22 protein-coding genes and 1 pseudogene are annotated in these 23,629 nt (G+C 71.7%); 12 read left to right on the top strand and 11 right to left on the bottom strand.

The genetic code is table 11. The features are described from left to right. Positions 1-176: 176 nt before the first annotated feature. Complete coding sequence (locus tag ACVMLK_RS10980) at positions 177-878, top strand: protein phosphatase CheZ (protein ID WP_198366985.1); 702 nt, start codon at positions 177-179, stop codon at positions 876-878. Between the two features lie 6 nt (positions 879-884). On the opposite strand, the gene dapB is transcribed toward ACVMLK_RS10980, so the two are convergent. The 5 genes and pseudogenes from dapB to ACVMLK_RS10955 form a co-directional block, all read right to left on the bottom strand. Next, the gene (gene dapB, locus ACVMLK_RS10975; RefSeq protein ID WP_457486420.1) at positions 885-1,625 is read right to left on the bottom strand and encodes a 4-hydroxy-tetrahydrodipicolinate reductase; all 741 of its coding nucleotides are present in this window, start codon (positions 1,623-1,625) and stop codon (positions 885-887) included. Positions 1,626-1,739: 114 nt separating this feature from the next. Then, positions 1,740-2,903, bottom strand: coding sequence for a molecular chaperone DnaJ (dnaJ, locus tag ACVMLK_RS10970; protein ID WP_198366983.1), 1,164 nt, complete (start codon positions 2,901-2,903; stop codon positions 1,740-1,742). 86 nt (positions 2,904-2,989) lie between these two features. After that, a complete protein-coding gene (dnaK, locus tag ACVMLK_RS10965) occupies positions 2,990-4,924 on the bottom strand; it encodes a molecular chaperone DnaK (RefSeq protein ID WP_422922369.1) in 1,935 nt (644 codons plus the stop codon). 123 nt (positions 4,925-5,047) lie between these two features. Next, positions 5,048-5,614, bottom strand: coding sequence for a GNAT family N-acetyltransferase (locus ACVMLK_RS10960; protein WP_457486419.1), 567 nt, complete (start codon positions 5,612-5,614; stop codon positions 5,048-5,050). A 16-nt stretch (positions 5,615-5,630) separates the two neighbouring features. After that, positions 5,631-6,246, bottom strand: a pseudogene (locus tag ACVMLK_RS10955) (nucleotide exchange factor GrpE). Positions 6,247-6,416: 170 nt separating this feature from the next. Here ACVMLK_RS10955 and hemH point away from each other — a divergent pair. The 5 genes from hemH (at position 6,417) to ACVMLK_RS10930 (ending at position 11,052) form a co-directional block, all read left to right on the top strand. After that, complete coding sequence (hemH, locus tag ACVMLK_RS10950; protein WP_457486418.1) at positions 6,417-7,511, top strand: ferrochelatase; 1,095 nt, start codon at positions 6,417-6,419, stop codon at positions 7,509-7,511. Continuing rightward, entirely contained in the window at positions 7,512-8,162 is a 651-nt protein-coding gene (locus tag ACVMLK_RS10945; protein ID WP_457486417.1) for an HAD family hydrolase, read from the top strand. It abuts the gene before it with no gap. 18 nt (positions 8,163-8,180) lie between these two features. Then, positions 8,181-8,633: a protoporphyrinogen oxidase HemJ gene (hemJ, locus tag ACVMLK_RS10940; protein ID WP_457486416.1), complete on the top strand. Its 453-nt coding sequence runs from the start codon at positions 8,181-8,183 to the stop codon at positions 8,631-8,633. 269 nt (positions 8,634-8,902) lie between these two features. After that, complete coding sequence (gene rho / locus ACVMLK_RS10935) at positions 8,903-10,177, top strand: transcription termination factor Rho (protein WP_198366976.1); 1,275 nt, start codon at positions 8,903-8,905, stop codon at positions 10,175-10,177. Between the two features lie 128 nt (positions 10,178-10,305). Then, complete coding sequence (locus ACVMLK_RS10930; protein WP_457486415.1) at positions 10,306-11,052, top strand: GNAT family N-acetyltransferase; 747 nt, start codon at positions 10,306-10,308, stop codon at positions 11,050-11,052. A 34-nt stretch (positions 11,053-11,086) separates the two neighbouring features. Here the strand turns inward: ACVMLK_RS10930 and ACVMLK_RS10925 are convergent, their stop codons facing one another. Both ACVMLK_RS10925 and ACVMLK_RS10920 read right to left on the bottom strand, forming a co-directional pair. After that, positions 11,087-12,064 carry a quinone oxidoreductase family protein gene (locus ACVMLK_RS10925; RefSeq protein ID WP_198366974.1) on the bottom strand — a complete coding sequence of 326 codons (978 nt, stop codon included), beginning with the start codon at positions 12,062-12,064 and terminating at the stop codon, positions 11,087-11,089. Next, positions 12,061-12,531, bottom strand: coding sequence for a methylated-DNA--[protein]-cysteine S-methyltransferase (locus ACVMLK_RS10920; protein WP_422922374.1), 471 nt, complete (start codon positions 12,529-12,531; stop codon positions 12,061-12,063). The genes ACVMLK_RS10925 and ACVMLK_RS10920 overlap by 4 nt, the downstream gene beginning before the upstream one ends. Before the next feature lie 160 nt (positions 12,532-12,691). On the opposite strand from ACVMLK_RS10920, the gene ACVMLK_RS10915 reads away from it, so the two are divergent. The 6 genes from ACVMLK_RS10915 to ACVMLK_RS10890 are packed head-to-tail and all read left to right on the top strand — an operon-like array spanning position 12,692 to position 18,594. Further along, complete coding sequence (locus ACVMLK_RS10915) at positions 12,692-13,045, top strand: (2Fe-2S) ferredoxin domain-containing protein (protein ID WP_198366972.1); 354 nt, start codon at positions 12,692-12,694, stop codon at positions 13,043-13,045. Between the two features lie 56 nt (positions 13,046-13,101). Then, positions 13,102-14,415: a tRNA uridine-5-carboxymethylaminomethyl(34) synthesis GTPase MnmE gene (mnmE, locus tag ACVMLK_RS10910; RefSeq protein ID WP_457486414.1), complete on the top strand. Its 1,314-nt coding sequence runs from the start codon at positions 13,102-13,104 to the stop codon at positions 14,413-14,415. Positions 14,416-14,440: 25 nt separating this feature from the next. Continuing rightward, entirely contained in the window at positions 14,441-16,306 is a 1,866-nt protein-coding gene (mnmG, locus tag ACVMLK_RS10905; protein ID WP_457486413.1) for a tRNA uridine-5-carboxymethylaminomethyl(34) synthesis enzyme MnmG, read from the top strand. Further along, the gene (gene rsmG / locus ACVMLK_RS10900; protein WP_457486412.1) at positions 16,303-16,941 is read left to right on the top strand and encodes a 16S rRNA (guanine(527)-N(7))-methyltransferase RsmG; all 639 of its coding nucleotides are present in this window, start codon (positions 16,303-16,305) and stop codon (positions 16,939-16,941) included. Before mnmG ends, rsmG begins: the two co-directional genes overlap by 4 nt. After that, the gene (locus tag ACVMLK_RS10895) at positions 16,928-17,737 is read left to right on the top strand and encodes a ParA family protein (protein WP_198366968.1); all 810 of its coding nucleotides are present in this window, start codon (positions 16,928-16,930) and stop codon (positions 17,735-17,737) included. Before rsmG ends, ACVMLK_RS10895 begins: the two co-directional genes overlap by 14 nt. Beyond that, positions 17,734-18,594: a ParB/RepB/Spo0J family partition protein gene (locus ACVMLK_RS10890; protein WP_457486411.1), complete on the top strand. Its 861-nt coding sequence runs from the start codon at positions 17,734-17,736 to the stop codon at positions 18,592-18,594. The genes ACVMLK_RS10895 and ACVMLK_RS10890 overlap by 4 nt, the downstream gene beginning before the upstream one ends. Positions 18,595-18,606: 12 nt before the next feature. Here ACVMLK_RS10890 and holA read toward each other — a convergent pair whose 3' ends face one another. From holA to ACVMLK_RS10870, 4 genes are all read right to left on the bottom strand, one after another. Next, positions 18,607-19,647 carry a DNA polymerase III subunit delta gene (gene holA, locus ACVMLK_RS10885; RefSeq protein ID WP_457486410.1) on the bottom strand — a complete coding sequence of 347 codons (1,041 nt, stop codon included), beginning with the start codon at positions 19,645-19,647 and terminating at the stop codon, positions 18,607-18,609. 12 nt (positions 19,648-19,659) lie between these two features. Further along, on the bottom strand, positions 19,660-20,178 hold the full coding sequence (gene lptE / locus ACVMLK_RS10880) for an LPS assembly lipoprotein LptE (RefSeq protein WP_198366965.1): 519 nt from the start codon (positions 20,176-20,178) through the stop codon (positions 19,660-19,662). A gap of 46 nt (positions 20,179-20,224) precedes the next feature. Continuing rightward, positions 20,225-22,828, bottom strand: coding sequence for a leucine--tRNA ligase (leuS, locus tag ACVMLK_RS10875; protein ID WP_457486409.1), 2,604 nt, complete (start codon positions 22,826-22,828; stop codon positions 20,225-20,227). 157 nt (positions 22,829-22,985) lie between these two features. Further along, positions 22,986-23,504: a DUF3576 domain-containing protein gene (locus tag ACVMLK_RS10870; RefSeq protein WP_198366963.1), complete on the bottom strand. Its 519-nt coding sequence runs from the start codon at positions 23,502-23,504 to the stop codon at positions 22,986-22,988. Positions 23,505-23,629: the final 125 nt, after the last annotated feature.

Here is a 23,629-nt window from a genome sequence, read left to right as displayed (position 1 = left end):
AGTCCCCCGGGGGTTCCGGGCGGGGGGCTGTTTCGCAAGCGCGGCACAGGGGGTCAAGCGAAGAGAAGGCGAGGCGAGGGCGCCGGGCGCAGGGCGGCCATGCGGCGCGCATGGCAAGGAAGCCTTCACCGGTCCCGCCCTAGGCTCGCGCCGACCTGTCCCGCCTGGAGCCGACCATGACCGCAGAGGCCCGCCTTCCCGATGCCGGCGCCGGATCCGAAGCCGCGCTCCGCGCCGCCGTTCAGGCCGAGGTGGCCCCCCTGCTGAAGGATCTGCGCGGCTTCGTCGACCGCCGCATCGCCGAGCTCAGCGCCGAGCTCAGCGCCACCTCCGACATGGCGGACATGGCGGAGGAGAAGCTGTCCCGGCAGCTGAGCCAGGTGCATGAGCAGATCGCCCAGCTGGTCGCCATCCCGGTCGCCAGCACGCGCAACAGCGGGCTGGAACTGGAAGCGGTGGTGCAGGCCACCGAGGCGGCCGCCAACACCATCATGGAGGCGACGGAGGCGATCCAGGCCTGGATCGCCGGCGGCCAGAAGGACCAGGCCTCGATCGAGGCGCTCTCGGCCCGGGTGAACTCGATCTTCGAGGCCTGCAGCTTCCAGGACATCACCGGCCAGCGCATCCGCCGCGCCATCCAGCATCTGCAGCAGGTGGAGACCATGCTGGAACAGATCGTCCCCGGCGTGACGCAGGCGGGCGGCGAGGCCCTGCCCCGGCCGATGCGAATCGGCACGCCGTACCGGACGGTCAGCACCGAGGCGGCCCTGACCCCGGATCTGGGCCAGGAGGCCATCGATGCCCTGCTGAACGGCGCCGCGCCCGAGAAGGCGGCCGTGCTCAGCCAGGAGGATATCGACGCCCTGCTGAACGGCTGAGCCGGCTCAGCCCATTCCCAGCACCTGCCGCATGCCGTAGAGGCCGGGCGGCTGCCGCACCACCCAGTGCGCCGCCTGCACCGCGCCGGTGGCATAGACGCGGCGGTCGAAGGAGCGGTGGGTGAGGGCGATGTGCTCGCTGGCCCCGGCGAAAAGCAGGGTGTGCTCGCCCACCACCTGCCCCCCGCGCAGGGCGGAGAAGCCGATCGGGCCGGTGGCGCGCGGCCCGGTGTGGCCATCCCGCCCGCTCTCCATGCCGACCTCCTCCAGCGTCGCGCCGCGGCCGCGGGCCACCGCCCGGCCCATCTCGATGGCGGTGCCCGAGGGGGCGTCCACCTTCTGCCGGTGGTGCATCTCGACGATCTCGGCATCGTACTGCGCCGGCGGCAGGGCGGCGCCCATGCGCTCGGCCAGGGCGAAGAGGACATTGGCGCCCGGGGCGAAGTTCGCCGCATAGACCACCGGCACCCGCTCCGCCGCGGCCGCCACCGCCGCCTCCTGCGCCGCCGAGAGGCCGGAGGAGCCCAGGATCAGCGGCCTGCCCCGCGCGGCCGCCAGGGCGGCATGCCGCTCGGCGGCGGCGGCGGTGGTGAAGTCGATCACCACATCGCTGGCCGCGAAGAGGGCCGCGGCGTCGCCATCGCGGCCGATGCCGCCCGCCAGGGTGGCGCCGGCGGCGGCTACCTCCTCGGAAAGCAGCTTGCCCATGCGGCCGGACAGGCCGGCGATGCCGATGCGGAGGGTCATGTGGCGCGATCCCAGCAGGACGAAGGAAGCCGAAGGACGGAAGGCCCGGGAGAGGATGCCTCTCCCGGGCCTTTCTCTGCCGCGCCGGCGCGCGAAAGGGAAGCCTGGGGCGGCCTAGCGGCCGAGCCCCTCCCAGAACTCCTTCACCTTGGCGAAGAAGCCCTCGCTTTCCGGGCTGCTGTTGCCGTCCTCCCCGGTCTCGCCCTCGAACTGCTCCAGCAGCTCGCGCTGGCGGGGGGTGAGGTTCTGCGGCGTCTCCACAGCCACCTGCACGTACATGTCTCCCCGCGCCGCCGAGCGCAGCACGGAGAAGCCCTTGCCGCGGAGGCGGAACTGGTCGCCCGTCTGGGTGCCGGAGGGAATGGTGACGCGCGTGCGGCCGCCATCGATGGTCGGCACCTCCACGGCCCCGCCCAGCGCCGCCTGCGTCATGCGCAGCGGCACGCGGACGAAGATGCTGGCGCCATCCCGCTGGAACAGCGGGTGCGGCCGCACCGCGACATCGACATAGAGATCGCCCGCCGGCGCGCCCCGGAGTCCGGCCTCTCCCTCGCCGGAGAGGCGGATGCGGGTGCCATCCTCCACGCCGGGCGGGATGGTGACGTTCAGGCTGCGCTCGCGCTGCACGCGGCCCGCGCCCTGGCAGACCTTGCAGGGGTTCTTGATGATGCGTCCGGTGCCGCCGCAGGTCGGGCAGCTCCGCTCGATCAGGAAGAAGCCCTGCTGGGCGCGCACCTTGCCGGCGCCGCCGCAGGTCGGGCAGGTCTGCTGGCCGCCGCCGCCGCCCTTGCCCTCGGCGCCGCTGCCATCGCAGGCCTCGCACTGCACGCTGGTGGTGACGCGGATGGTCTTCTTGGCCCCCGCGAAGGCCTCCTCCAGCGTGATGTCCGCCTGGGTGCGCAGATCGGCGCCACGGCCGGTCGCGCCGGCGCCCCGCCCGGACCGGGCGCCGAACTGGCCGAACATCTCGGCGAAGATGTCCTCGAAGCCGCCGGCGCCGAAAGGTCCGCCGCCGCCGCCGAAGGGCCCGCCGGCCCCGCCGCCCATGCCTCCCTCGAAGGCGGCGTGGCCGTAGCGGTCATAGGCGGCGCGCTTCTCCGGGTCCTTCAGGACCTCATAGGCCTCGTTCACGTCCTTGAACGCGGCCTCGGCCTTCCTGTCGCCCGGATTGCGGTCCGGGTGATACTTCATGGCCAGCTTGCGATAGGCCTTCTTCAGGTCCTCGTCGCTGGCATCCCGGGACGCGCCCAGGGTGTCGTAATAGTCCTTCTTGGCCATCCTTGGCCTGTCCCCCAAGCTCCGGAACGAGGATGCGCCCGGCTGTTGGGCCGGGCGCCTGTCGGGTCAGTGCGGCGGGAGGCCGGTCACTCGGGCTTCTTCTTGCCCGGGTCGACATCCTCGAACTCGGCATCGACCACCTTCTCGCCCGCCTTCGGCTCGCCCTCGGCCGCACCCTGCGCGGCCCCCTGCGCGGCCTGGGCCTCGCCCTCGGCGGGGCCGGACTTGTAGACCGCCTCGCCCACCTTCATCGCGGCGGCGGAGAGGCGCTCGGTGGCGCTGCGGATGGCCTCGGCGTCCTCGCCCTCCTTGGCGCTGCGCGCCGCGGCCAGGGCGGCCTCGGCCTCGGCCTTCTCCGCCTCGGGGACCTTGGCGGCATTGTCCTTCAGCGTCTTCTCGGTGGTGTGGATCAGCGCATCCAGCTGGTTGCGCGCCTCCACCGCCTCGCGGCGCTTCTTGTCGGCCTCGGCATTGGCCTCGGCCTCCTTCACCATCCGCTCGATATCGGCATCCGACAGGCCGGACTTGGCCTGGATCTTGATCTGCTGCTCCTTGCCGGTGGCCTTGTCCTTGGCCGAGACCGAGACGATGCCGTTGGCGTCGATGTCGAAGGTCACCTCGATCTGCGGCACGCCGCGCGGCGCGGGCGGGATGCCCTGCAGGTCGAAGTTGCCCAGCAGCTTGTTGTCCGCCGCCATCTCGCGCTCGCCCTGGAACACCTTGATGGTGACCGCGGTCTGGTTGTCGTCGGCGGTGGAGAAGGTCTGGCTCTTCTTGGTCGGGATCGTCGTGTTGCGGTCGATCAGCCGGGTGAACACGCCGCCCAGCGTCTCGATGCCGAGCGACAGCGGCGTTACGTCGAGCAGCAGGACGTCCTTCACCTCGCCCTTCAGCACGCCGCCCTGGATCGCGGCGCCGATGGCGACGACCTCGTCCGGGTTGACGTTGCGGGCCGGCTCCTTGCCGAAGAAGGTCTTCACCGCCTCGACGACCTTGGGCATGCGGGTCATGCCGCCGACCAGGATCACCTCGTCGATCTCGCCGGCGTTCATGCCGGCATCCTTCAGGGCCTTCTTGCAGGGCTCCAGGGTCCGCTGCACGAGGTCATCGACCAGCGCCTCCAGCTTGGCGCGGGTGAGCTGCAGCACCAGGTGCTTCGGGCCCGAGGCGTCGGCGGTGATGAAGGGCAGGTTGATCTCGGTCTGCTTGGCCGAGGACAGCTCGATCTTCGCCTTCTCGGCGGCCTCCTTGAGGCGCTGCAGGGCGAGCTTGTCGCCGCGCAGATCGATGCCGTTCTCCTTCTTGAACTCGTCGGCCAGGTAGTCGATCACCCGCTGGTCGAAGTCCTCGCCGCCCAGGAAGGTGTCGCCGTTGGTGGACTTCACCTCGAAGACGCCGTCGCCGATCTCGAGCACGGAGACGTCGAAGGTGCCGCCGCCGAGGTCATAGACCGCGATGGTGCCGGTGGTCTTCTTGTCCAGGCCATAGGCCAGGGCGGCCGCCGTCGGCTCGTTGATGATGCGCAGCACCTCGAGCCCGGCGATCTGCCCGGCCTCCTTGGTCGCCTGGCGCTGGCTGTCGTTGAAGTAGGCGGGGACGGTGATGACGGCCTGCGTCACCTTCTCGCCGAGATAGGCCTCGGCGGTGTCCTTCATCTTGCCGAGGACATAGGCGCTGATCTGCTGCGGCGCCATCTTCTGGCCCGCCGCCTCGACCCAGGCGTCGCCATTCTCGGCGCGCACGATCTTGTAGGGGACGAGATCGATGTCCTTCTTGACCGTCGCGTCCTCGAAGCGGCGGCCGATCAGGCGCTTGACGGCGTAGAGGGTGTCGGTCGGGTTGGTCACCGCCTGGCGCTTCGCGGCCTGGCCGACCAGCCGCTCGCCGTTCTTGGCGAAAGCCACCATCGAGGGGGTGGTCCGCGCGCCCTCGGCGTTCTCGAGCACCTTCACATCGCCGCCTTCCATGATGGCGACGCAGGAATTCGTGGTGCCCAGATCGATGCCGATGACTTTGCTCATCCGAGGTCTCCTTTGCGGCGGATGGGGGCGGCCCAGGCTTGGCGCCGCGCCCATCCCCATATGCTCTTCAGGCGAGGAAAAAGGGGTTGCCGCCCGAACCGGGCGGTTGTGAGTGCGATGTATTCAGCCCGGCGCCACCGGACAAGGGGCATTGCCGCAGCGCGCAAGAAATGTGCCGTCCAATGTCCCGTCCGGGGCGGGGTCCGCAGGAGCCAGGAGATAGACCACCCGCTTGCCGTTGCGCGGATCGGTGGCCTCGCCCACGGGGCGGAAGCCGAGGCGGTGGTGGAAGGCGAGGCTCTCCGGATTGGGCGGGTCGAGATTGACCTCGCAGCCCAGCGCCGCGAATCCCGCCTGTGCCGCCGCCCCGGCCGCCGCGGCGTAGAACCGCCGGCCGAGACCCTGGCCCCGGGCGGTGGCGGAGACCATCACGCGGTCGATATAGGCCGCCTCGGGATGGTGCTCGCGGACCCAGGCGTGGTTGGGTCCCTCCGCCGGCCCCGCCGGGCCGAGCAGGATCAGCAGGCCCGTGGGCGCTCCGACCGGCCCCGCCGCCAGCGCCAGCAGCGCGGCCTCCAGCAGACGGGACAGCGCCGCCGGCTCCAGCGCGTTCACCGCCGGCACATGGCGGTTGTTGAGGGCCAGGAGCGCTGCCCGGTCCTGCGGCGCGACGGGGCGAACCCGGGTCATCAGACGGTTGGGGTCATCAGGCGGTTTCGGACACGCCCTCGCCGGCCACCACCACCATGGCGGGCTTGAGCAGGCGCCCGTTCAGCAGCCAGGCCGGCGTCCAGGCCTGCAGCACGGTGCCGGGGGCCACGCCGGGCGGCGGCGGCTGCTGCGCCATCGCCTGGTGCATCTCGGGATCGAAGGGCTTGCCGGCGGCGTCCTGCTTGGTCACCCCGTTGCGCTCGAGGATGCCGATGAAGGCGCGCTCGACCCCCTCGAAGCCGCCGCGCAGCTTGGCCAGCAACTCCGGCTCGCCCTCGGCCGGGGGGGGCAGGGAATCCAGGCCGCGGCGCAGGTTCTCGGCCGCCTCCACCACGTCGCGGGCGAAGCGCTGCACCGCATAGGCGCGGGCATCCTCCACCTCGCGCTTGGTGCGGGCGCGGAGGTTCTGCATCTCCGCCTCGGAGCGCAGCCAGCGGTCCTTGGTCTGCGCCAGCTCGCTCTCCAGCTCGGCGATCCGGGCCATGGCGTCGGCGGGCTGCTCGGGGGTGGGCTGGGTGGCGTCGGGGGGGGGGGGGGGGGGGGGGGCCCCGGGGGGGGGGGGGGGGGGGGGCGGCGGCCGGCGTTTCCGCCGGCGGGGTCTGGTCGTTCATCACGGAATCATTCTTTTCAGTCATGGCGGTGCCCACAAGGGTCGTTCATGCCTTCACCTAAGGAAGCCGGGCCTCCGTCACAAGCCGCGCCGCGCCTCCGGGGGGCGGGAATGCCCGCCACCCCTTGGGCCGCCCCTTGACCCGGGCGGTTTCCGTGGCATCTGCCAAGCATGTCCGCACCCTCCCGCCCGCGCGTCGCCGTCATCCTCTTCAACCTCGGCGGCCCGGACGGCCCGGCGGCGGTTCGGCCCTTCCTGGAGAACCTCTTCACCGATCCCGCCATCCTGCGCGTGCCGGCCTTCATCCGCCCCTGGCTCGGCCGCCTGATCGCCGCGCGGCGCACCCGGGCGGCCAGCGAGAACTACGCCATCCTGGGCGGCCGGTCGCCCTTGCGGGAGCTGACCGAGGCCCAGGGCGAGGCGCTGGCGGCCGCGCTGGCGCCCGAGATCGAGGCGCGCTGCTTCGTCGCCATGCGCTACTGGCACCCCTTCGCCGAGGAGGCGGCGCGGCAGGTGAAGACCTGGGGCGCGGAGGAGGCGGTGCTGCTGCCGCTCTATCCGCAGTATTCCACCACCACCACCGGCTCCTCCCTCGACGACTGGCGGGCGGCCTGCGAGCGGGTCGGGCTGGAGCTGCCCGGCCGGACCCTCTGCTGCTGGCACTCCGACCCGGCCTTCGCCGCCGCCACCGCGGCCCTGATCCGCGAGGCCGAGGCGGCGGCGCGGGCGGCCCTGCCGGCGGGGGCGCGGCTGCGCCTGCTGTTCTCCGCCCATGGCCTGCCGGAGAGCATCGTCCGGCACGGTGACCCCTATCAGTGGCAGGTGGAGCGGACGGTGGCCGCGGTGACGGCGGCGCTGGAGCGGCCCGCGGGGGCGCCCCCCCTGGAGCACGGCATCTGCTACCAGTCCCGGGTCACGCCGCAGAAATGGATCGGCCCCTCGCTGGAGCAGGCGCTGGAGGCGGCGGCGCGGGACGGGGCCGCGGTGCTGGTCAGCCCGATCGCCTTCGTCTCCGAGCATTCCGAGACCCTGGTCGAGCTTGACGTGGAGTACCGGGAACTGGCCCACAAGCTGGGGCTGCCGGGCTATTTCCGCGTCCCGGCGCAGAACAGCGACCCCGGCTTCATCGCCGCCCTGGCCGGGCTGGTGCGGCGGGTGCGCGACGGCCAGCGCGCCCTCTGCTCCTTCGCCGGCGCCCGGCAATGCCCCAAGGTCCATGGCGACTGCCCGCATGCCCGCGCCCGCGCCACCCTGGAGACCGCCTGAATGACCCCTCGTCCCGCCGCCATCCTCTTCGACTGCGACGGTGTCCTGGCCGACAGCGAGGCGCTGGCCGCGCTGGTGGTGGCGGAGGATCTCGCCGGGCGCGGCTGGCAGGTCGATCCGGCGCGGTGCCGGGCGATCTTCCTCGGCCGCGCGGTGCCGGACATGAAGCCGGTCATCGAGGCGGAGTTCGGCCCCCTGCCGGCGGACTGGCCGGCACGGATGTCCCACCTCCTGACGGAGCGCATGGCGCGCGATGTCGTCCCGGTTCCCGGCGCGCTGGAGGCGCTGGCGCGCATCGCCGCCGCCTGGCCGGTGGCCTGCGCCTCGAACTCCTCCCGCGCCGAGCTGGCGGCCAAGCTGGACCGGCTCGGCATCGCCGGCGTCTTCGGCGGCCGGGTCTTCTCCTTCGAGGATGTGGCCCGGCCGAAGCCCCACCCCGACATCTATCAGGCGGCCGCGCGGGCCTGCGGCGCCGATCCGCGCGACTGCGTGGTGGTGGAGGACAGCATCCCGGGCATCCGCGCCGGCCGGGCCGCCGGATGCCGCGTCCTGGCGCATGCCGGCGAGCTGCCGCCGGGGCCGCTGGCGGCCGAGGGGGCGGAGCCCTTCGCCCGGATGGCGGATCTGCCCGGACTGCTGGGCCTCGGCTGAGCGGGGAGGGACGAGCGGATGGATCTCGGCATCCTGGGGGAATGGTATCCCTGGACCAAGGCCCTGCACCTGATCTCGGTCTTCGCCTGGATGGCGGGGCTGTTCTACCTGCCGCGCCTCTATGTCTACCACACCGCCGCGGCGCCGGGCTCGGAGCAGAGCGCGTTGTTCCAGGTGATGGAGCGGCGGCTGCTGCGCGGCATCATGAACCCCGCCATGATCGCCGCCTGGATCTTCGGCCTGACCCTGGTGCTGACGCCGGGCGTGGTGGACTGGGGCGCGGGCTGGTGGCACGGCAAGCTCGCCGGCCTGCTCGGCATGACGCTGTTCCACCACCACCTGGGCTACGCCCGCAAGGACTTCGCCGCCGATCGGCGGCGGCACAGCGAGCGCTACTGGCGGGCGGTGAACGAGGTGCCGACGGTACTGCTGATCCTGATCGTCGTCATGGTCATCGTGAAGCCGTTCTGAAGGCGCAAAAATCCTGCGGAAAACCTTGAAAGCGAGGGGGAAACCGCCATTTCCCCCATTGACGCGAAGCCCCTGGCGCCCTTAGCCTCGCCACGCTTCCCGTCAATGGCGCCATATCAGGCCACCGGCCTGATCTGACGCCGTGACTCCCTCCTCCTTATTCGGGACATGCCGGCCGCGCCACACGCGGCACCGGCTCGCAGGCAGGCCTTGCCGCCGCCCTTCGGAAGTGTCCCGCTGCTCCCGCCGGAACGGAATGCGTCCGACCCATGCATCTTTCTGAACTCAAGGCCAAGAGTCCCTCGGACCTGCTGGCCTTCGCCGAATCCCTGCAGATCGAGAACGCCTCCATCCTGCGCAAGCAGGATATGATGTTCGCGATCCTGAAGCAGCTGGCGGAGAACGACCAGGCGATCCATGGCGACGGGACGCTGGAGATCCTGCCGGATGGCTTCGGCTTCCTGCGCAGCCCGCAGTCGAACTATCTGCCCGGCCCCGACGACATCTACGTCTCCCCCGCCCAGGTGCGCCGCTTCGGCCTGCGCACGGGCGACACGGTGGAGGGGCAGATCCGGGCGCCCAAGGACGGCGAGCGCTACTTCGCGCTGCTCAAGGTCAACACCGTCAATTTCGAGCCGCCCGAGGCGCTGCGGCACCGCATCAACTTCGACAACCTGACGCCGCTCTATCCGACGCGCCAGCTGAAGATGGAGAACCCCAACTTCGAGAGCGTCGCCAAGGGGCAGCAGAAGGACTACACGCCCCGCGTCATCGACCTGGTGGCGCCGATCGGCATGGGGCAGCGCGCCCTGGTGGTGGCGCCGCCGCGCACCGGCAAGACCGTGATGCTGCAGAACATCGCCAAGTCGATCTCGGCCAACCACCCCGAGGTCTTCCTGCTGGTGCTGCTGATCGACGAGCGGCCGGAGGAAGTCACCGACATGGCCCGCACCGTGCGCGGCGAGGTCGTGGCCTCCACCTTCGACGAGCCGGCGACCCGCCACGTCCAGGTCACCGAGATGGTGCTGGAGAAGGCGAAGCGCCTGGTCGAGCACAAGCGGGATGTCGTCATCCTGCTCGACTCCATCACCCGCCTCGGCCGCGCCTACAACTCGGTCGTGCCGTCCTCCGGCAAGGTGCTGACCGGCGGCGTGGACGCCAACGCCCTGCAGCGGCCGAAGCGCTTCTTCGGCGCCGCCCGCAACATCGAGGAAGGCGGCAGCCTCACCATCATCGCGACCGCCCTGATCGACACCGGCAGCCGCATGGACGAGGTGATCTTCGAGGAGTTCAAGGGCACCGGCAACTCCGAGCTGATCCTCGACCGCAAGCTCTCGGACAAGCGCGTCTTCCCGGCGATCGACATCACCAAGTCCGGCACCCGCCGCGAGGAGGTGCTGATCGACCGCGCGACCCTGACCAAGATGTGGGTGCTGCGCCGCATCCTGAACCCGATGGGCACGCAGGACTCGATGGAGTTCCTGTTGGACAAGCTGAAATACAGCAAGACCAACCAGGACTTCTTCGACGCGATGAACACCTGACAGCAACAGGGCGGCCCCCGGAAGGAGGCCGCCCTTTCTGTATGGGCGCGGCCTGCTCACCCTCGCGCGGGGCTTTTCCTCCCTGACCGGCGGCGTAAGCTGGGCCGGCCGCGCGATGGAGAGCTTCCATGGACCTGGAATGGATCGCCACCCTGGAGCGGGCCTCGCACACGGCGGTGCCGGCGGCGCGCACGGCCTTCGACGGGCCCTTCCTGCTGCGTGGCTTCCTGGGCGGCACCGGCCGCGCCAATGCGGTGAGCGCGCTCGACCCCGCGCCCGACCCGGCCCTGGAGACCCGCCTGCCGCGCATCGAGGCGGCCTATGCCCGGCTCGGCCTGCCGGCCCGCTTCCGCTCGACGCCGCTCGATCCGCCCGGCCTGGAAGCGGCGCTGCTGCGGCGGGGCTACCGGCCGGACAGCGAGACGGCGGTCATGGCGGGCCCGCTGGAGGGCTTCGCGGCGCCCGATGCCGCGCTCGAGATCCTGCCCGCGCCGGACCCGGACTGGCTCGCCATCCTCGCCACCGCCGAGTACCAGACGCCGCAGCGCCGCGCGGAGAAGCAGGAGGCCGCCGCGATGATGATGGTGCCGGCGGCCTGGCTGCTGCTCCGCATCGAGGGACGGCCGGCGGCCAGCGGGCAGGTGGCGGCGGATGGTCCGCTGCTGGGCTTCTTCGACATCGCCACGGATCCGGCCTTCCGCCGCCGTGGCCTCGGCCGACGACTCCTGGCCGCCGCCGCCGACTGGGGACAGAGCCAGGGCGCCGCGACCGGCTGGCTCCAGGTCTCCGCCACCAATGCGGCCGCCATGAACCTCTATGAAGCCTTGGGCTTCCGCGAGGTCTATCGCTACCGCTACTTCCTGCGCGCCGGATAGCGGCCGGAGTCGATCGCCCCGGAGGCAGGGAGGCTCAGGGCAGGAAGATGGTGCTGCCGGTGGTCCTGCGGGCCTCCAGCGCCCGGTGGGCCTCGGCGGCATCTTTCAGCGCATAGGTCTGGTTGACCTCGATCTTCACCGCGCCGGACAGCACGACCGAGAACAGGTCGTTGGCGGTCGCCACCAGATCGTCGTGCCGGGCAGTGTAGGTGGCCAGCGTCGGGCGGGTCAGGAAGAGCGACCCCTTCGCGGCCAGGATGCCGATATCGACCGGTGGCACCGCCCCGGAGGCATTGCCGTAGGAGACCATCATGCCGAGCGGCGCCAGGCAGTCGAGCGAGGCGGCGAAGGTGTCCTTGCCGACGCTGTCATAGACCACCGGCAGCATGGCGCCCTGGGTGATCTCCTTGACCCGCGACGGCAGGTCGTCCCGGCCGGAGAGCAGGACATGGTCGGCGCCATGCGCCAGGGCCAGGGCGGCCTTCTCCTCGGTGGAGACGGTGCCGATCACGGTGCAGCCGAGCTGCTTCGCCCACTGGCACATGATCAGCCCCACACCGCCGGCGGCGGCATGCACCAGGATGGTCTGGCCCGCCTTCACCGGGAAGGTCCGGCGCAGCAGGTACTGGGCCGTCATGCCCTGCAGCATCATGCCCGCGGCGGTGCGGTCGTCGATGCCGTCCGGGAGCTTCACCAGCCGGTCGGCCTTCACCGTGCGGGCCTGGGCATAGGCGCCGATCGGGGCCATGGCATAGGCGACGCGGTCGCCCACCGCGACCTCCGTCACCTCGCTGCCCACGGCCTCCACGACGCCGGCGGCCTCCATGCCCAGGGTCGCGGGCAGGGAGGGCAGCTTGTAGAGACCGGTGCGGAAATACACGTCGATATAGTTCAGCCCGATGGCGCTGTGCCGCACCAGCGCCTCATCCGGCTTCGGCGCCGGCAGCGGCACCTCTTCCCAGATCATCTTCTCCGGGCCGCCATGTTCGTGGATGCGGATGGCGTGGATCATAGTAGGGTTCCTTGCTGCCGGAGGCTGCGGCGTTCGAGATCGAGAAGATAGCGCTTCGTGGTGACGCCTTCGCCCCCCGAATAGCCACCGAGGGCGCCGCCGCCACCGACGACGCGGTGACAGGGGATGATGATCGGGATCGGGTTCCGCCCATTGGCCTGGCCCACCGCGCGGGCGACGGAGCCGAGCTCGCGGGCCAGCTCGCCGTAGCTGCGGGTCTCGCCCGGCGGGATCGCCTGCAGGGCGGCCCAGACCCGCTGCTGGAAGGCGGTTCCGAACGGGGCCAGCGGCAGATCGAACCGGTTGCGCTCGCCGTCGAAATAGGCCTGGAGCTGATCGCGCGCGGTCCGCAGCAGATCGGTCTCCTGCTGGTCGCGGCCGCGGCCCCAGTCGAGCGCCACGATCGCCCCCTCCTCCTCGGACAGGGTCAACGGGCCAAGGGGGGTCAGGAAGGAAAGCTGGGGCATCTGCGAGGATTCGACACGCTCCGTCGCCAGCGTCAAGAGCCATGACATTGCGGCGCGGGAAGGGGGGTGCCACATCTGACCCCTCGGCCACGCCCTGCCTGAACGGCGAGGGACGGCCAGCCTTCGCCTCTCGGGATCTGCCCCTTTCCGGAAGAATATCGTGACACAACCCGCCGATCCGCCGCCCTATTTCCAGGCGCATGTCTTCGTCTGCTGCAACCGCCGCCCGGACGGCCACCGGCGCGGCTCCTGCGCCGCCGGCGGCAGCGAGAAGCTGAAGGACTATATGAAGGCCCGCGCCAAGGAGCTTGGCATTCCCGCGATCCGGGTCAATCAGGCCGGCTGCCTGGACCGCTGCGAGTTCGGGCCGGTGATGGTGATCTATCCCGAAGGGATCTGGTATCGCGCGCAGACGCGGGAGGATATCGACGAGATCCTGCAGACGCATCTGCAAGAGGGCGGCCGCGTGCGCCGGTTGATGCTGACCGAGCACGACGTGGTCGCCAAGTCCTAGCGGCGCCTCCTGTTTCACGTGGAACGTCCTTCATGGCCGCCGCACAGGGTGTCGGGATGACAGACACCATCTTCGCTTTGGCCTCCGGCGGCAGCCGCGCCGCCATCTCGGTGCTCCGTCTCTCCGGAGCCGGCAGCGGGCCCGCGCTGCGCCGCCTGGCGGGTGGGCTTCCGGCGCCGAGGCAGGCCAGCCTGCGCCACCTGCGCCATCCGGAGGGTGGGGAGCTGTTGGATCAGGCACTGGTGCTCTGGTTCCCCGGCCCCGCGAGCTATACGGGTGAGGACGCGGCCGAGCTGCATCTGCATGGCGGCCGCGCGGTGCTGGAGGGGGTGAGCGAGGCCCTGCTCGGCCTCGGCCTTCGCCCGGCCGAAGCCGGGGAGTTCACCCGCCGGGCCTTCCTCAGCGGTCGCATGGACCTCACCGCCGCCGAAGGCATCGCCGACCTGATCGCGGCCGAGACGGCGGCTCAGCGGCGGCAGGCCCTGCGCCAGGCCGGCGGTGCCCTGGCCCGGCGCTACGAGGGCTGGAGCGCGCGGCTGACGCGGCTTCTGGCCCATCAGGAGGCCGCGATCGAATTCGCCGAGGATGGCCTGCCGAATGATCTCGAGGCCGAGGTGCGCTCCTCCGCCATGGTCCTGGCCTTGGAGATGCAAGGGCATCTGGCCGAGGGCGGGCGGGGAGAGCGGCTGCGGGAGGGCCTCTGGGCCGTCATCCTGGGGGCCCCGAATGCCGGGAAGTCCTCCCTGCTGAACGCCCTGGCAGGGCGGGAGGCGGCCATCGTCTCCGCCCGCGCCGGCACGACACGCGACATCGTCGAGGTGCGGCTCGAGCTGGGCGGCGTGCCGGTCTGGCTGGCGGATACGGCGGGCCTGCGCGAGACGCCGGACGAGATCGAGGCCGAAGGGGTCCGCCGCGCCCGTCGTCGCGCCGACGAGGCGGATCTCCGCATCGCGCTCTTCGCCGCCGACCAGCCACCCGATGCCGCGACCCTCGCCCTGCTCGATGAGGCGACGCTGGTCGTGGCCAGCAAGGTCGATCTCGCGCCCCCCGCCAGGCTGCCCGGCGGCCGGCAGCCCCTGGCCATCTCGGTGCGGGACGGCACCGGGCTGGAGGAGTTCCGGCGGCGGCTCGACCAGCTGGCCGCCGAGCGGGCCGGCTTGGCCGATGAAGCCAGCCTGACACGGCCGCGCCATCGCGCCGCGCTGGACGAGGCGGTGTCCTGGCTGGACGAAGCGGCCGCCGCGCCCATGCCGGAACTGACCGCCGAGGCCCTGAGGGCGGCGCTGCGGGCTCTTGGCCGGCTGACGGGCCGGGTGGGGGTGGAGGCGGTGCTCGACGTGGTGTTCGGGGATTTCTGCATCGGAAAGTAGGGCAAGCCGGTCTATACCCCGGCCTATGCGCAAGACGGATTTCGACGTGGTGGTGGTGGGCGGCGGTCACGCCGGCACCGAGGCGGCGGCGGCGGCGGCCCGATATGGCGCGCGCACCCTGCTGCTGACCCATCGGCTGGAGACCCTGGGCGAGATGTCCTGCAACCCGGCCGTCGGCGGCGTGGGGAAGGGGCATCTGGTGCGGGAGGTGGATGCTCTGGATGGCCTGATCGGCCGCGCCGCGGATGCCGCCGGCATCCATTTCAAGCTGCTCAACCGCAGCAAGGGCCCAGCCGTGCGAGGGCCGCGGGCCCAGGCGGACCGCCGTCTCTACCGCCAGGCCATCCGCGCGCTGCTTGAGGCGCAAGCGGGCCTGACCATCCGCGCCGGCGCGGCGGAAGGGATCGAGAGGGATGCGTCGGGGCGGATCGCCGCCGTGGTGACGGAGGCCGGCGAGCGCATCGCCTGCGGCGCCCTGGTGATCACCGCCGGCACCTTCCTGCGCGGGGAGATCCATATCGGGACGCGGCGGCAGCCGGCCGGGAGGGTCGGCGACGCGCCCTCCCTTGGCCTGGCCCTGGCCCTGGAGGCCCTGCATCTGCCGATGCGGCGGCTGAAGACCGGAACGCCGCCCCGGCTGGACGGCCGTAGCATCGATTGGTCGGGGTTGGAGAAGCAGCCCGGGGACGCCGTGCCGGAACCCCTGTCCTGGATGACGGGACGGATCGACAATCCGCAGGTCGATTGCGCCGTCACCACGACGACACCCGAGGGCCACGCGCTGATCCGCGCCAACCTGCACCGGGCCCCGGTCCATTCCGGCCAGATCCAGGGCGTGGGCCCCCGCTACTGCCCGTCGATCGAGGACAAGATCGTGCGCTTCGCCGAGCGGGAGCGGCACCAGATCTTCCTCGAACCGGAGGGCCTGGACGACTACACCATCTATCCGAACGGCATTTCCACCAGCCTGCCGGAGGATGTCCAGCGCGCCTTCCTGGCCACCATCCCGGGCCTCGAGCGGGCCGTCATCCTGCGCCCGGGCTATGCCATCGAATATGACCATGTCGATCCGCGGGCCCTGCGCCCCAGCCTCGAGGTCCGGGACGTGCCCGGCCTGTTCCTGGCCGGGCAGATCAATGGCACGACCGGGTACGAGGAGGCGGCCGCCCAGGGGCTCCTGGCCGGTCTCAACGCCGCGCATCAGGCCGGCGGAGGCGCGGAAGAATTGTTGCTTCAGCGTACCGAATCGTATCTCGGCGTCATGGTGGACGATCTGGTGCTGCAGGGCGTCAGCGAGCCCTATCGCATGCTGACGGCCCGTGCGGAGCATCGGCTGACGCTACGAGCCGACAATGCGGGCCTGCGCCTGACGGAGAAGGGGATCGCCTGGGGCGTCGTCGGCCCCGAACGGGCCGGCCGCTTCCGGGCTTTTGCCAAGGCCGTGGCGGAGGCCTTGGAACGGGCCCGCCTGGAAGGGGGTTCTCCGGCCGCCCTGCGGCGCCAGGGCCTCGAGGTGAATCAGGATGGCCGCTGGCGCAGCGTGATGGATCTTCTGGCCCTTCCTGGGATCGAGCCCGCCATGATCCGCCAGGCCTTTCCCTGGCTCATGGAGCTTCCCGAAGGGGTGGGAACCCAGTTGGAGGCGGAGGCGCTCTACGCGCCCTATCTCCAGCGCCAGGAGGCGGAACTGCGGTTGCTGATGCGGGAAGAGGCGGTCGCCATCCCACGCGGCATCGACTTCGGACGCATCCCTGGCCTGTCCAACGAGATGCGGCAACGGCTGGGGGCCGCGCAACCGGCGACTCTGGGGAGCGCGGGCCGGGTTCCGGGTGTTACCCCCGCGGCACTGGCCGCACTGGCGGCACATCTGCGGCGGGAGCGTTCCACGTGAAACGGTCCCCCGCTGACGACCTTGCGAGGCGTCTGCCCGGAGCGGCGCAGGTTTCACGTGAAACGCGAGAGCGCCTGAACGCGCTGCTGGCGCTGCTGCTGCGGTGGAACGCGCGGATCAACCTCGTGGCCCGGCAGGCGCCGGAGGAAATCCGTCAGCGGCATATCGAGGATTCCCTGCAACTCCTGCCGCTCCTGCCGGAAGGCCTGACGCCGCTCGCCGATCTCGGTTCGGGCGGTGGCTTTCCGGGTCTGGTGCTGGCGGCGGCGGTGACGAGGCCCGTGCATCTGGTGGAGTCCGACCGGCGCAAGGCGGCCTTCCTGCAGGCCGCCGTCGCCGAGTTGGGGCTTCCGCATGTCACGGTGCATGCCGTGCGGATCGAAACCCTGGACCTGCCGCCCGTCGGCGTATTGACGGCCCGCGCCCTGGCGCCGCTGGAGCGGCTGCTGCCCTGGGCCGCCGCGCTCCTGGCGCCCGAGGGCGTCGCCCTGTTTCCGAAAGGACGGCAGGTCGATCAGGAGCTGTCGGATGCCGAGGCGGCGGGCTGGACATTCTCCGTCGAGCGGTTCATGAGCAACACCGATCCGAAGGCCACCATTCTCCGCATGTCTGGAATCCATCGTGCCGGCGCCTAAGCCCCCTCTGCGCCGTATCGCGCTCGCCAACCAGAAGGGCGGGGTGGGCAAGACCACCACCGCCATCAATCTGGCCACCGCCCTGGCGACCAAGAAGAAGGTCCTGGTCATCGACCTCGACCCGCAGGGCAATGCCTCGACCGGCCTGGGCCTGCCGCGCGCCGAACGGGGCGCCGGGAGCTATGCCCTGCTGGTGGGCCTCAAGCCCCTGGCCGAGTTGATGCGGCCCACCCGCGTGCCCGATCTCTTCGTGCTCCCTGCCGATACCGATCTGGCCGGGGCGGAGGTCGAGCTGGTCGGCATGGAGCATCGCGAGCACCGGCTGCGGCTGGCGCTGGAGGCGGCGGCGGAGACGCTGAAGGATTTCGACCTCATCCTGATCGACTGCCCGCCTTCCCTGGGCCTGCTGACGGTCAATGCGCTGGTCGCGGTGGATGCGGTGCTGATCCCGCTCCAGGCGGAGTTCTTCGCGCTGGAAGGCGTGTCGCAGATCACCCGCACCATCGAGCTGGTCCGGCGGGGCCTCAACCCAGGCCTTACTCTCGACGGCATCGTGCTGACCATGTTCGACCGTCGGAACAACCTTTCGGAGCTGGTGGCGAGCGATGTCCGCGCCTTCTTCCGCGACAAGGTCTTCGAGACGGTGATCCCCCGCAACATCCGGGTCAGCGAGGCGCCCTCGCACGGCCTGCCGGTCCTGCTCTACGACCCGAAATCCGCCGGCGCCCAGGCCTATATCAAGCTGGCCGCCGAGATGCTGCGCCGTGACCGTTCGCGTGGGGACAAAGCCGCATGACCGCCCGCAAGCCCGCTCGTCTCGGCATGGGCCTCTCCGCCCTTCTCGGAGAGGCCGCTCCCGGTCCGGAGGTTGCGGCACCTTCCCTGCCGCGCACCCTGCCGATCGAGGCCCTGGAGCCCGGCCCCTTCCAGCCGCGTGGCCCGATCGACCAGTCGGGCCTGGCGGAACTGGCCGCCTCCATCCGGGAACATGGGGTGTTGCAGCCCATCCTGGTCCGACCCAAGCCCGGCCAGGCGGGGCGCTACCAGATCATCGGCGGCGAGCGCCGCTGGCGCGCGGCGCAGTTGGCGCAGCGGCACGAGGTTCCGGTCTATGTGCACGAGCTGGACGACCGCGCGGCGCTGGCCGCGGCCCTGGTGGAGAACCTGCAGCGCGAGGACCTGAACGCCCTGGAGGAGGCCCAGGGCTACCGGCGGCTCACGGAGGAATTCGGCCTGACGCAGGATGCGCTGGGCCAGGCGGTCGGCAAGAGCCGCAGCCATGTCGCCAATACCCTGCGCCTGCTGGCCCTGCCGCAGAAGGTCCGCGAGATGCTGGCGCGGGGCAGCCTCTCCGCCGGCCATGCCCGCGCCCTGCTGACGGCGCCCGATCCGGTGAAGCTGGCCGATCTGGTCATCACCCGGGGCCTCAATGTCCGGCAGACCGAGGCGCTGGCGGCGGCTTCCGAGCGGTCGAGGCCCGCTCCGGCCCCCGTCAGCCCCCAGGCCGAGACCCGGGCCCTGGAGCACGACCTGACGGCGCGGCTGGGCCTCAAGGTGGCGATCCAGCATGGCCGCAAGGGCGGGCGGATCACCATCAACTACCGCGACCTCGACCAGCTGGACGGCCTGATCCGCCTGCTCAACCCGGGCTGAGCGGTTCGGGTCTCAGCCGCGCCTTTGCCGGGCCAGCGCCTGCCGGGCCAGGGTCAGCACCGCCGTCTGCGCCACGACACGATCGGGGATGGGGCGGGCGGCGGAGCCGGACTTGCTGAGCTTCTCCGCCTCCCGCAGGGCATCCCCCGCCGCCGCCAGCTGATGCGGCGGCCAGAGCCGCAGCGCCCGCTCGAAACCCGGCTTGAGCCGGAAGAAGACCGGCGGCCGCAGGGCGTCCATGGCCTGCCCGGCGGGCTGTCCGGCAGCCATGGCGAGAGCGGCCAGATGCAGGCGCTGCACATGCCGCAGCGCCGCGCGCAGCACCATGACCGGGCTGGCGCCTTCCGAGAAGGCGGCATCCAGCGCGCGGTCGGCGGCCGGGATGTCGCCCGCGGTGGCGGCGATCAGCGCCTCGTCCAGATCCAGCGTCGATCCCTCGCCGGCGCAGGCCAGCACATCCTCCTCGTTCAGCCGCCCGCCGGGGCCGGCATAGAGCGCCAGCTTCTCGACCTCCCGGCGCAGGAGCATGCGGTCCTCGCCCAGCCGTGCCGCCAGCCAGTCCAGCGCCGCGGGCTCGGCGGTGACGCCGGCCTCCCGCAGCAGCCGGGCGATGCTGCCGGCCAGATCGGCGCCGCGCTCGCGATAGCATGGAATCACCGCCGCCCCCTGCGCGGGCTCCAGCAGGGCACGCAGCTTGGCGCGGGCCGGCAGCTCCCCCGCCTCCAGCACCAGAAGCGCCTCGCCCGGCCCGGCCAGGGCCTCCTTCACCGCGCCCGCCAGGCCATCCACGGCATCCCGCACGCGAACCACCCGGCGCCCGCCGGTCAGGGCCAGGGCGGCCATCTCGCCGGCCAGGACACCCGGCCGCGCGGCCGCCTCGCGCGGCAGCTCGGCGAGCCGGAAGGGATCGTCCCGGCCGATCACCGCCGCGACCAGCGCCTCGGCGCGCTCGCGCACCAGGCCGGCATCCTCGCCATGCAGCAGCACGACGCGGCAGGCCGGGTCCGGCGCCGCCAGGAAGCCCGGCAGGCGGCGCGGGTCGAGCTTCGCCACCCGCCGCCCTCCTCAGGTGCTGCGCCGGTTCCGCAATCCGGCGGCCAGGCGCACCATGATGTCGTCCGCCACCTGCTCGATCAGCCGCTGGAAGGTCGCGTCGCGCGAGAAGTCGCCGGCGAAGAACTGGTTGTCCGGGATGTTGTAGGCGTCGAAGGCGCGCTCGGTCCCCTGCAGCACCGTCGCCGGCGGCGTGCCGGTGGAGACCAGCGCCCAGCTCGCCGTCATGGTGTTGCGTACGCGGGAGGGAGAGCCGTCCCGCCGGAAGCCCTCGAAGTCGATGCCAAGCTGCGGCTGCACCCGCAGCTCATAGGCGCCGTGGCCCGTGCCCGCGCCGCCCAGGCGTTCCAGCAGGGCGCGGCGCAGCAACTGGCCGGTGCGCTCGGGGATCAGCGCGACCTCGGTATTGGCCAGCACCTCGCGCACCTCGGGCTCCGCCACGCCGGCGGCGCTGGTGGCGCCCTGGGGGCCGTAGAGCGGCTGGAAGCCGCAGCCCGCCAGGGTGACCGCCCCACCCGCCGCCAACGCCATCAGGCGCCGCCTGGACGGCCGCGGAGAGGCGGTCAGGCCCATGGCCTCAGACGACGAAGTTGACGATGCGGCCCGGGACATGGATGCGCTTCCTGATGGGGCGCCCGGCAATGGCGCGCTGGACATTCTCGTCCGCCTCCGCGGCGGCGAAGACGCTGGCCTCGTCGGCGCCCACCGGCACGGCGATGGTGGCGCGCAGCTTGCCCAGCACCTGAACGGCGAGGGTCACGCTGTCCGCCCGGGCGAGCTCGGCGTCCGATTCGAGCCAGGGCAGCTCCGCCACCAGGCCGGTGCCGGGGCGCAGCACGGACCACAGCTCCTCCGCCAGATGCGGCATCATCGGGCTGATCAGACGGGCCAGCGCCTCCAGCGCCTCGCGCCGGGCGGCGCCATCCTCCGACGCCGCGGCCTCGATGGCATTGGCGAATTCATGGATGCGGGCGACGGCCACGTTGAAGGAGAAGCTTTCCAGCGCCTCGGTCACGGCGGCGATGGTGCGGTGCGTGGCGCGGCGGAGGTCGCGCGCGGCCCCGGGGCCGGGCTCCTGCCCCGGCGGAGGCAGGCTGGGCGCCGCGCCCTGCACCAGCCGCCACAGGCGCTGGGTGAAGCGCGAGGCGCCGGAGACACCGGCCTCGGTCCATTCCATGTCCCGGTCAGGCGGGTTGTCGGAGAGGATGAACCAGCGCGCCGTGTCGGCGCCGTAATTGTCGATGATGGCGCCGGGGTCGATGGTGTTGCGCTTCGACTTCGACATCTTGTCGTTGCGCGAGACGGTCACGGCGAGGCCGGTGGCCTTGTCCGTGGCGCTGCCATCGGCGGCGACCTCCACCTCGTCCGGCGCCAGCCAGCGGCCGTCCTGCGCCTTGTAGGAGGCGTGCTGGACCATGCCCTGCGTGAAGAGGCCGGCGAAGGGCTCGGAGATGGCGAGGTGCCCGGCCTGGTTCAGGGCGCGGGTGAAGAAGCGGGAATAGAGCAGGTGCAGGATCGCGTGCTCGATGCCGCCGATATACTGGTCCACCGGCAGCCAGCCATTCGCCGCCTCCGGCACCAGCGGCGTCTCCGCCTTCGGCGCGGTGAAGCGGGCGAAGTACCAGGAGCTGTCGACGAAGGTATCGAAGGTGTCGGTCTCGCGCCGGGCCGCGGCGCCGCAGGCGGGGCAGGCGACATGCTTCCAGCGCGGATGGTTGTCGAGCGGATTGCCGGGCAGGGTGAAGTCCACATCCTCCGGCAGGGTCACCGGAAGCTGGTCCTGCGGGACGGGAACGACGCCGCAGGCCTCGCAATGGATCACCGGGATCGGGCAGCCCCAGTAGCGCTGGCGCGAGACGCCCCAATCGCGCAGGCGCCAGTTCACCACGCCCTGGCCGGCGCCCTGCGCCTCCAGCGCGTCGATGGCGGCGCGCCTGCCCTCGGCGGTGGACTTGCCATCCAGGAACCCCGAATTGATCAGCGTCCCGTCCTCGACATAGGCGGTGCCGCCGATGGCGAAGCCGGCGGCGTCCTCGCCGGGCGGCAGCACCACCGGCACCACCGGCAGGTCGTACTTGCGGGCGAAGTCGAGGTCGCGCTGGTCGCCCGAGGGGCAGCCGAAGATGGCGCCCGTGCCGTATTCCATCAGCACGAAATTGGCGATCCAGACCGGGTAGCTCTGGCCGTTGAACGGGTGGCGGACGCGGAAGCCGGTGTCGATGCCGCGCTTCTCGGCCTGCTCGATGGCGGCCTCGGAGGTGCCGAGGGCGCGCACCTCGGCGATGAAGCGGGCGATGGCCGGATCGCGCGCGGCGGCGGCGGCGGCGAGCGGGTGCTCGGCGGCGACGGCCAGGAAGCTCATGCCGAACAGCGTGTCCGGCCGGGTGGTGAAGACCTCGACCTCGTCCAGCCCGCCCACGGGCGACTCCACGGGGGCCTCCACCGGGGCCTCCAGCGCGAAGCGCACCCGCGCGCCCTCGGAGCGGCCGATCCAGTTGGACTGCATCAGCTTCACCCGCTCCGGCCAGCGGTCCAGCCCGTCCAGGCCGGCCAGCAGCTCGGGGGCGAACCTGGTGATGGAGAGGAACCACTGGGAGAGCTTCTTCTTCTCCACCGGGGCGCCCGAGCGCCAGCCGCGCCCGTCGATCACCTGCTCGTTGGCGAGCACGGTGTTGTCCACCGGGTCCCAGTTGACCCAGCTCTCCTTCCGCTCGGCGAGGCCGGCCTTCAGCAGCTCCAGGAAGAGCTTCTGCTGCTGGCCGTAATAGCTCGGGTCGCAGGTGGCGAATTCGCGGTCCCACTCGATGGACAGGCCCATGCGCTTCAGCTCGGCCCGCATGGTGGCGATGTTCTGGTAGGTCCAGGCGGCGGGATGCACGCCGCGCTCGCGCGCCGCGTTCTCCGCCGGCAGCCCGAAGGCGTCCCAGCCCATCGGGTGCAGCACCTGATGGCCGCGCGCCCGCTTGTAGCGCGCCACCACGTCGCCCAGCGTGTAGTTCCGCACATGCCCCATATGGATCTTGCCGGAGGGGTAGGGGAACATCTCCAGCACGTAGTACTTCGCGCGCCCGGCATCGGGCACGTCCGGCACCGCGAAGCAGGCGCGGGCCTCCCATTCTTGCTGCCAGCGCGGCTCGGCGCGGGCGAAGTCGTAGCGGGCAGGCGTGGCGGCGTCGGTCATGGCACCAGGGCGATCGGCGGCGAAGGAAGGAAGCGGGCGGTGGCTGGGGGAGAGGGATACGGCCTCGCCGCCGCCAAGGAAAGGGAAGGGCGGGAAATGATCTCCCGCGTCCTGGCGCCGGGGCCTTTCGCGCCCGGCGCCAGGATGCGGCCAGGCCTCAGCGGGAGGCCGTCTGGCTGCGCAGCTCGCGCGCCCGGGCGAGGATCTGGTTCTCCATGTCCACATTGGTGCTCTGCGCCACCGGCGCGTCCACCCAGGCGCCGTTGCGCTGTTCCTGGCGGAAGATCGAGACGCGGACGCCGTCGGAGCGCAGCTGGCGGCCGAGAACATAGGCGGTGGCGCGGAAGCGCTCGCCCGGCGTCGCGGGGGGCGAGTACCAGTCGGTGATGATGACGCCGCCGAAGGGATCGGCGGAGGACAGCGGCAGGAAGGACAGCGTATCCAGCGAGGCGCGCCAGAGATAGGCGTTCACGCCGAGGGCGCCGCCCTCCTGGCTGCCGCCGGCGGGCTGCGAGCGGTCGGTGCCGAAGACCAGGATGCCGTCCGATCCGCCGAGCCGTCCCTGCACGCGGGACCGCTTGCTGTCGTCGCCGTATTCGTCGTTCTGCACCTGGCGGCCCTGGCTGCAGGCCGCGAGGAGGGGGAGGATCAGCCCTAAGGCGAAAAGCTTGCGCATGGCGGCGGCACGATAGGCGGCCCGGGCGCGCGATCAAGCGCAAAAACAGAAGCGGCGCGATCGGAGGCGAAAACAGGAAAGGGCGGCGGGGTTCCCCCCCCCCCCCCTCGCCCGCTGGATGGAAC

It is taken from the genome of Teichococcus aerofrigidensis, from assembly GCF_054073225.1.
Note: the sequence above shows the minus strand (reverse complement) of the source record. Positions and strands in the feature narration are given on the sequence as shown.

Excerpts from the sequence above, each read along its gene's own strand:
- ACVMLK_RS10980 (WP_198366985.1), top strand. The coding sequence starts at position 177 with ATGACCGCAGAGGCCCGCCTTCCCGATGCCGGCGCCGGATCCGAAGCC.
- dapB (WP_457486420.1), bottom strand. The coding sequence starts at position 1,625 with ATGACCCTCCGCATCGGCATCGCCGGCCTGTCCGGCCGCATGGGCAAG.
- dnaJ (WP_198366983.1), bottom strand. The coding sequence starts at position 2,903 with ATGGCCAAGAAGGACTATTACGACACCCTGGGCGCGTCCCGGGATGCC.
- dnaK (WP_422922369.1), bottom strand. The coding sequence starts at position 4,924 with ATGAGCAAAGTCATCGGCATCGATCTGGGCACCACGAATTCCTGCGTC.
- ACVMLK_RS10960 (WP_457486419.1), bottom strand. The coding sequence starts at position 5,614 with ATGACCCGGGTTCGCCCCGTCGCGCCGCAGGACCGGGCAGCGCTCCTG.
- hemH (WP_457486418.1), top strand. The coding sequence starts at position 6,417 with ATGTCCGCACCCTCCCGCCCGCGCGTCGCCGTCATCCTCTTCAACCTC.
- ACVMLK_RS10945 (WP_457486417.1), top strand. The coding sequence starts at position 7,512 with ATGACCCCTCGTCCCGCCGCCATCCTCTTCGACTGCGACGGTGTCCTG.
- hemJ (WP_457486416.1), top strand. The coding sequence starts at position 8,181 with ATGGATCTCGGCATCCTGGGGGAATGGTATCCCTGGACCAAGGCCCTG.
- rho (WP_198366976.1), top strand. The coding sequence starts at position 8,903 with ATGCATCTTTCTGAACTCAAGGCCAAGAGTCCCTCGGACCTGCTGGCC.
- ACVMLK_RS10930 (WP_457486415.1), top strand. The coding sequence starts at position 10,306 with ATGGACCTGGAATGGATCGCCACCCTGGAGCGGGCCTCGCACACGGCG.
- ACVMLK_RS10925 (WP_198366974.1), bottom strand. The coding sequence starts at position 12,064 with ATGATCCACGCCATCCGCATCCACGAACATGGCGGCCCGGAGAAGATG.
- ACVMLK_RS10920 (WP_422922374.1), bottom strand. The coding sequence starts at position 12,531 with ATGCCCCAGCTTTCCTTCCTGACCCCCCTTGGCCCGTTGACCCTGTCC.
- mnmE (WP_457486414.1), top strand. The coding sequence starts at position 13,102 with ATGACAGACACCATCTTCGCTTTGGCCTCCGGCGGCAGCCGCGCCGCC.
- mnmG (WP_457486413.1), top strand. The coding sequence starts at position 14,441 with ATGCGCAAGACGGATTTCGACGTGGTGGTGGTGGGCGGCGGTCACGCC.
- ACVMLK_RS10890 (WP_457486411.1), top strand. The coding sequence starts at position 17,734 with ATGACCGCCCGCAAGCCCGCTCGTCTCGGCATGGGCCTCTCCGCCCTT.
- lptE (WP_198366965.1), bottom strand. The coding sequence starts at position 20,178 with ATGGCGTTGGCGGCGGGTGGGGCGGTCACCCTGGCGGGCTGCGGCTTC.
- leuS (WP_457486409.1), bottom strand. The coding sequence starts at position 22,828 with ATGACCGACGCCGCCACGCCTGCCCGCTACGACTTCGCCCGCGCCGAG.
- ACVMLK_RS10870 (WP_198366963.1), bottom strand. The coding sequence starts at position 23,504 with ATGCGCAAGCTTTTCGCCTTAGGGCTGATCCTCCCCCTCCTCGCGGCC.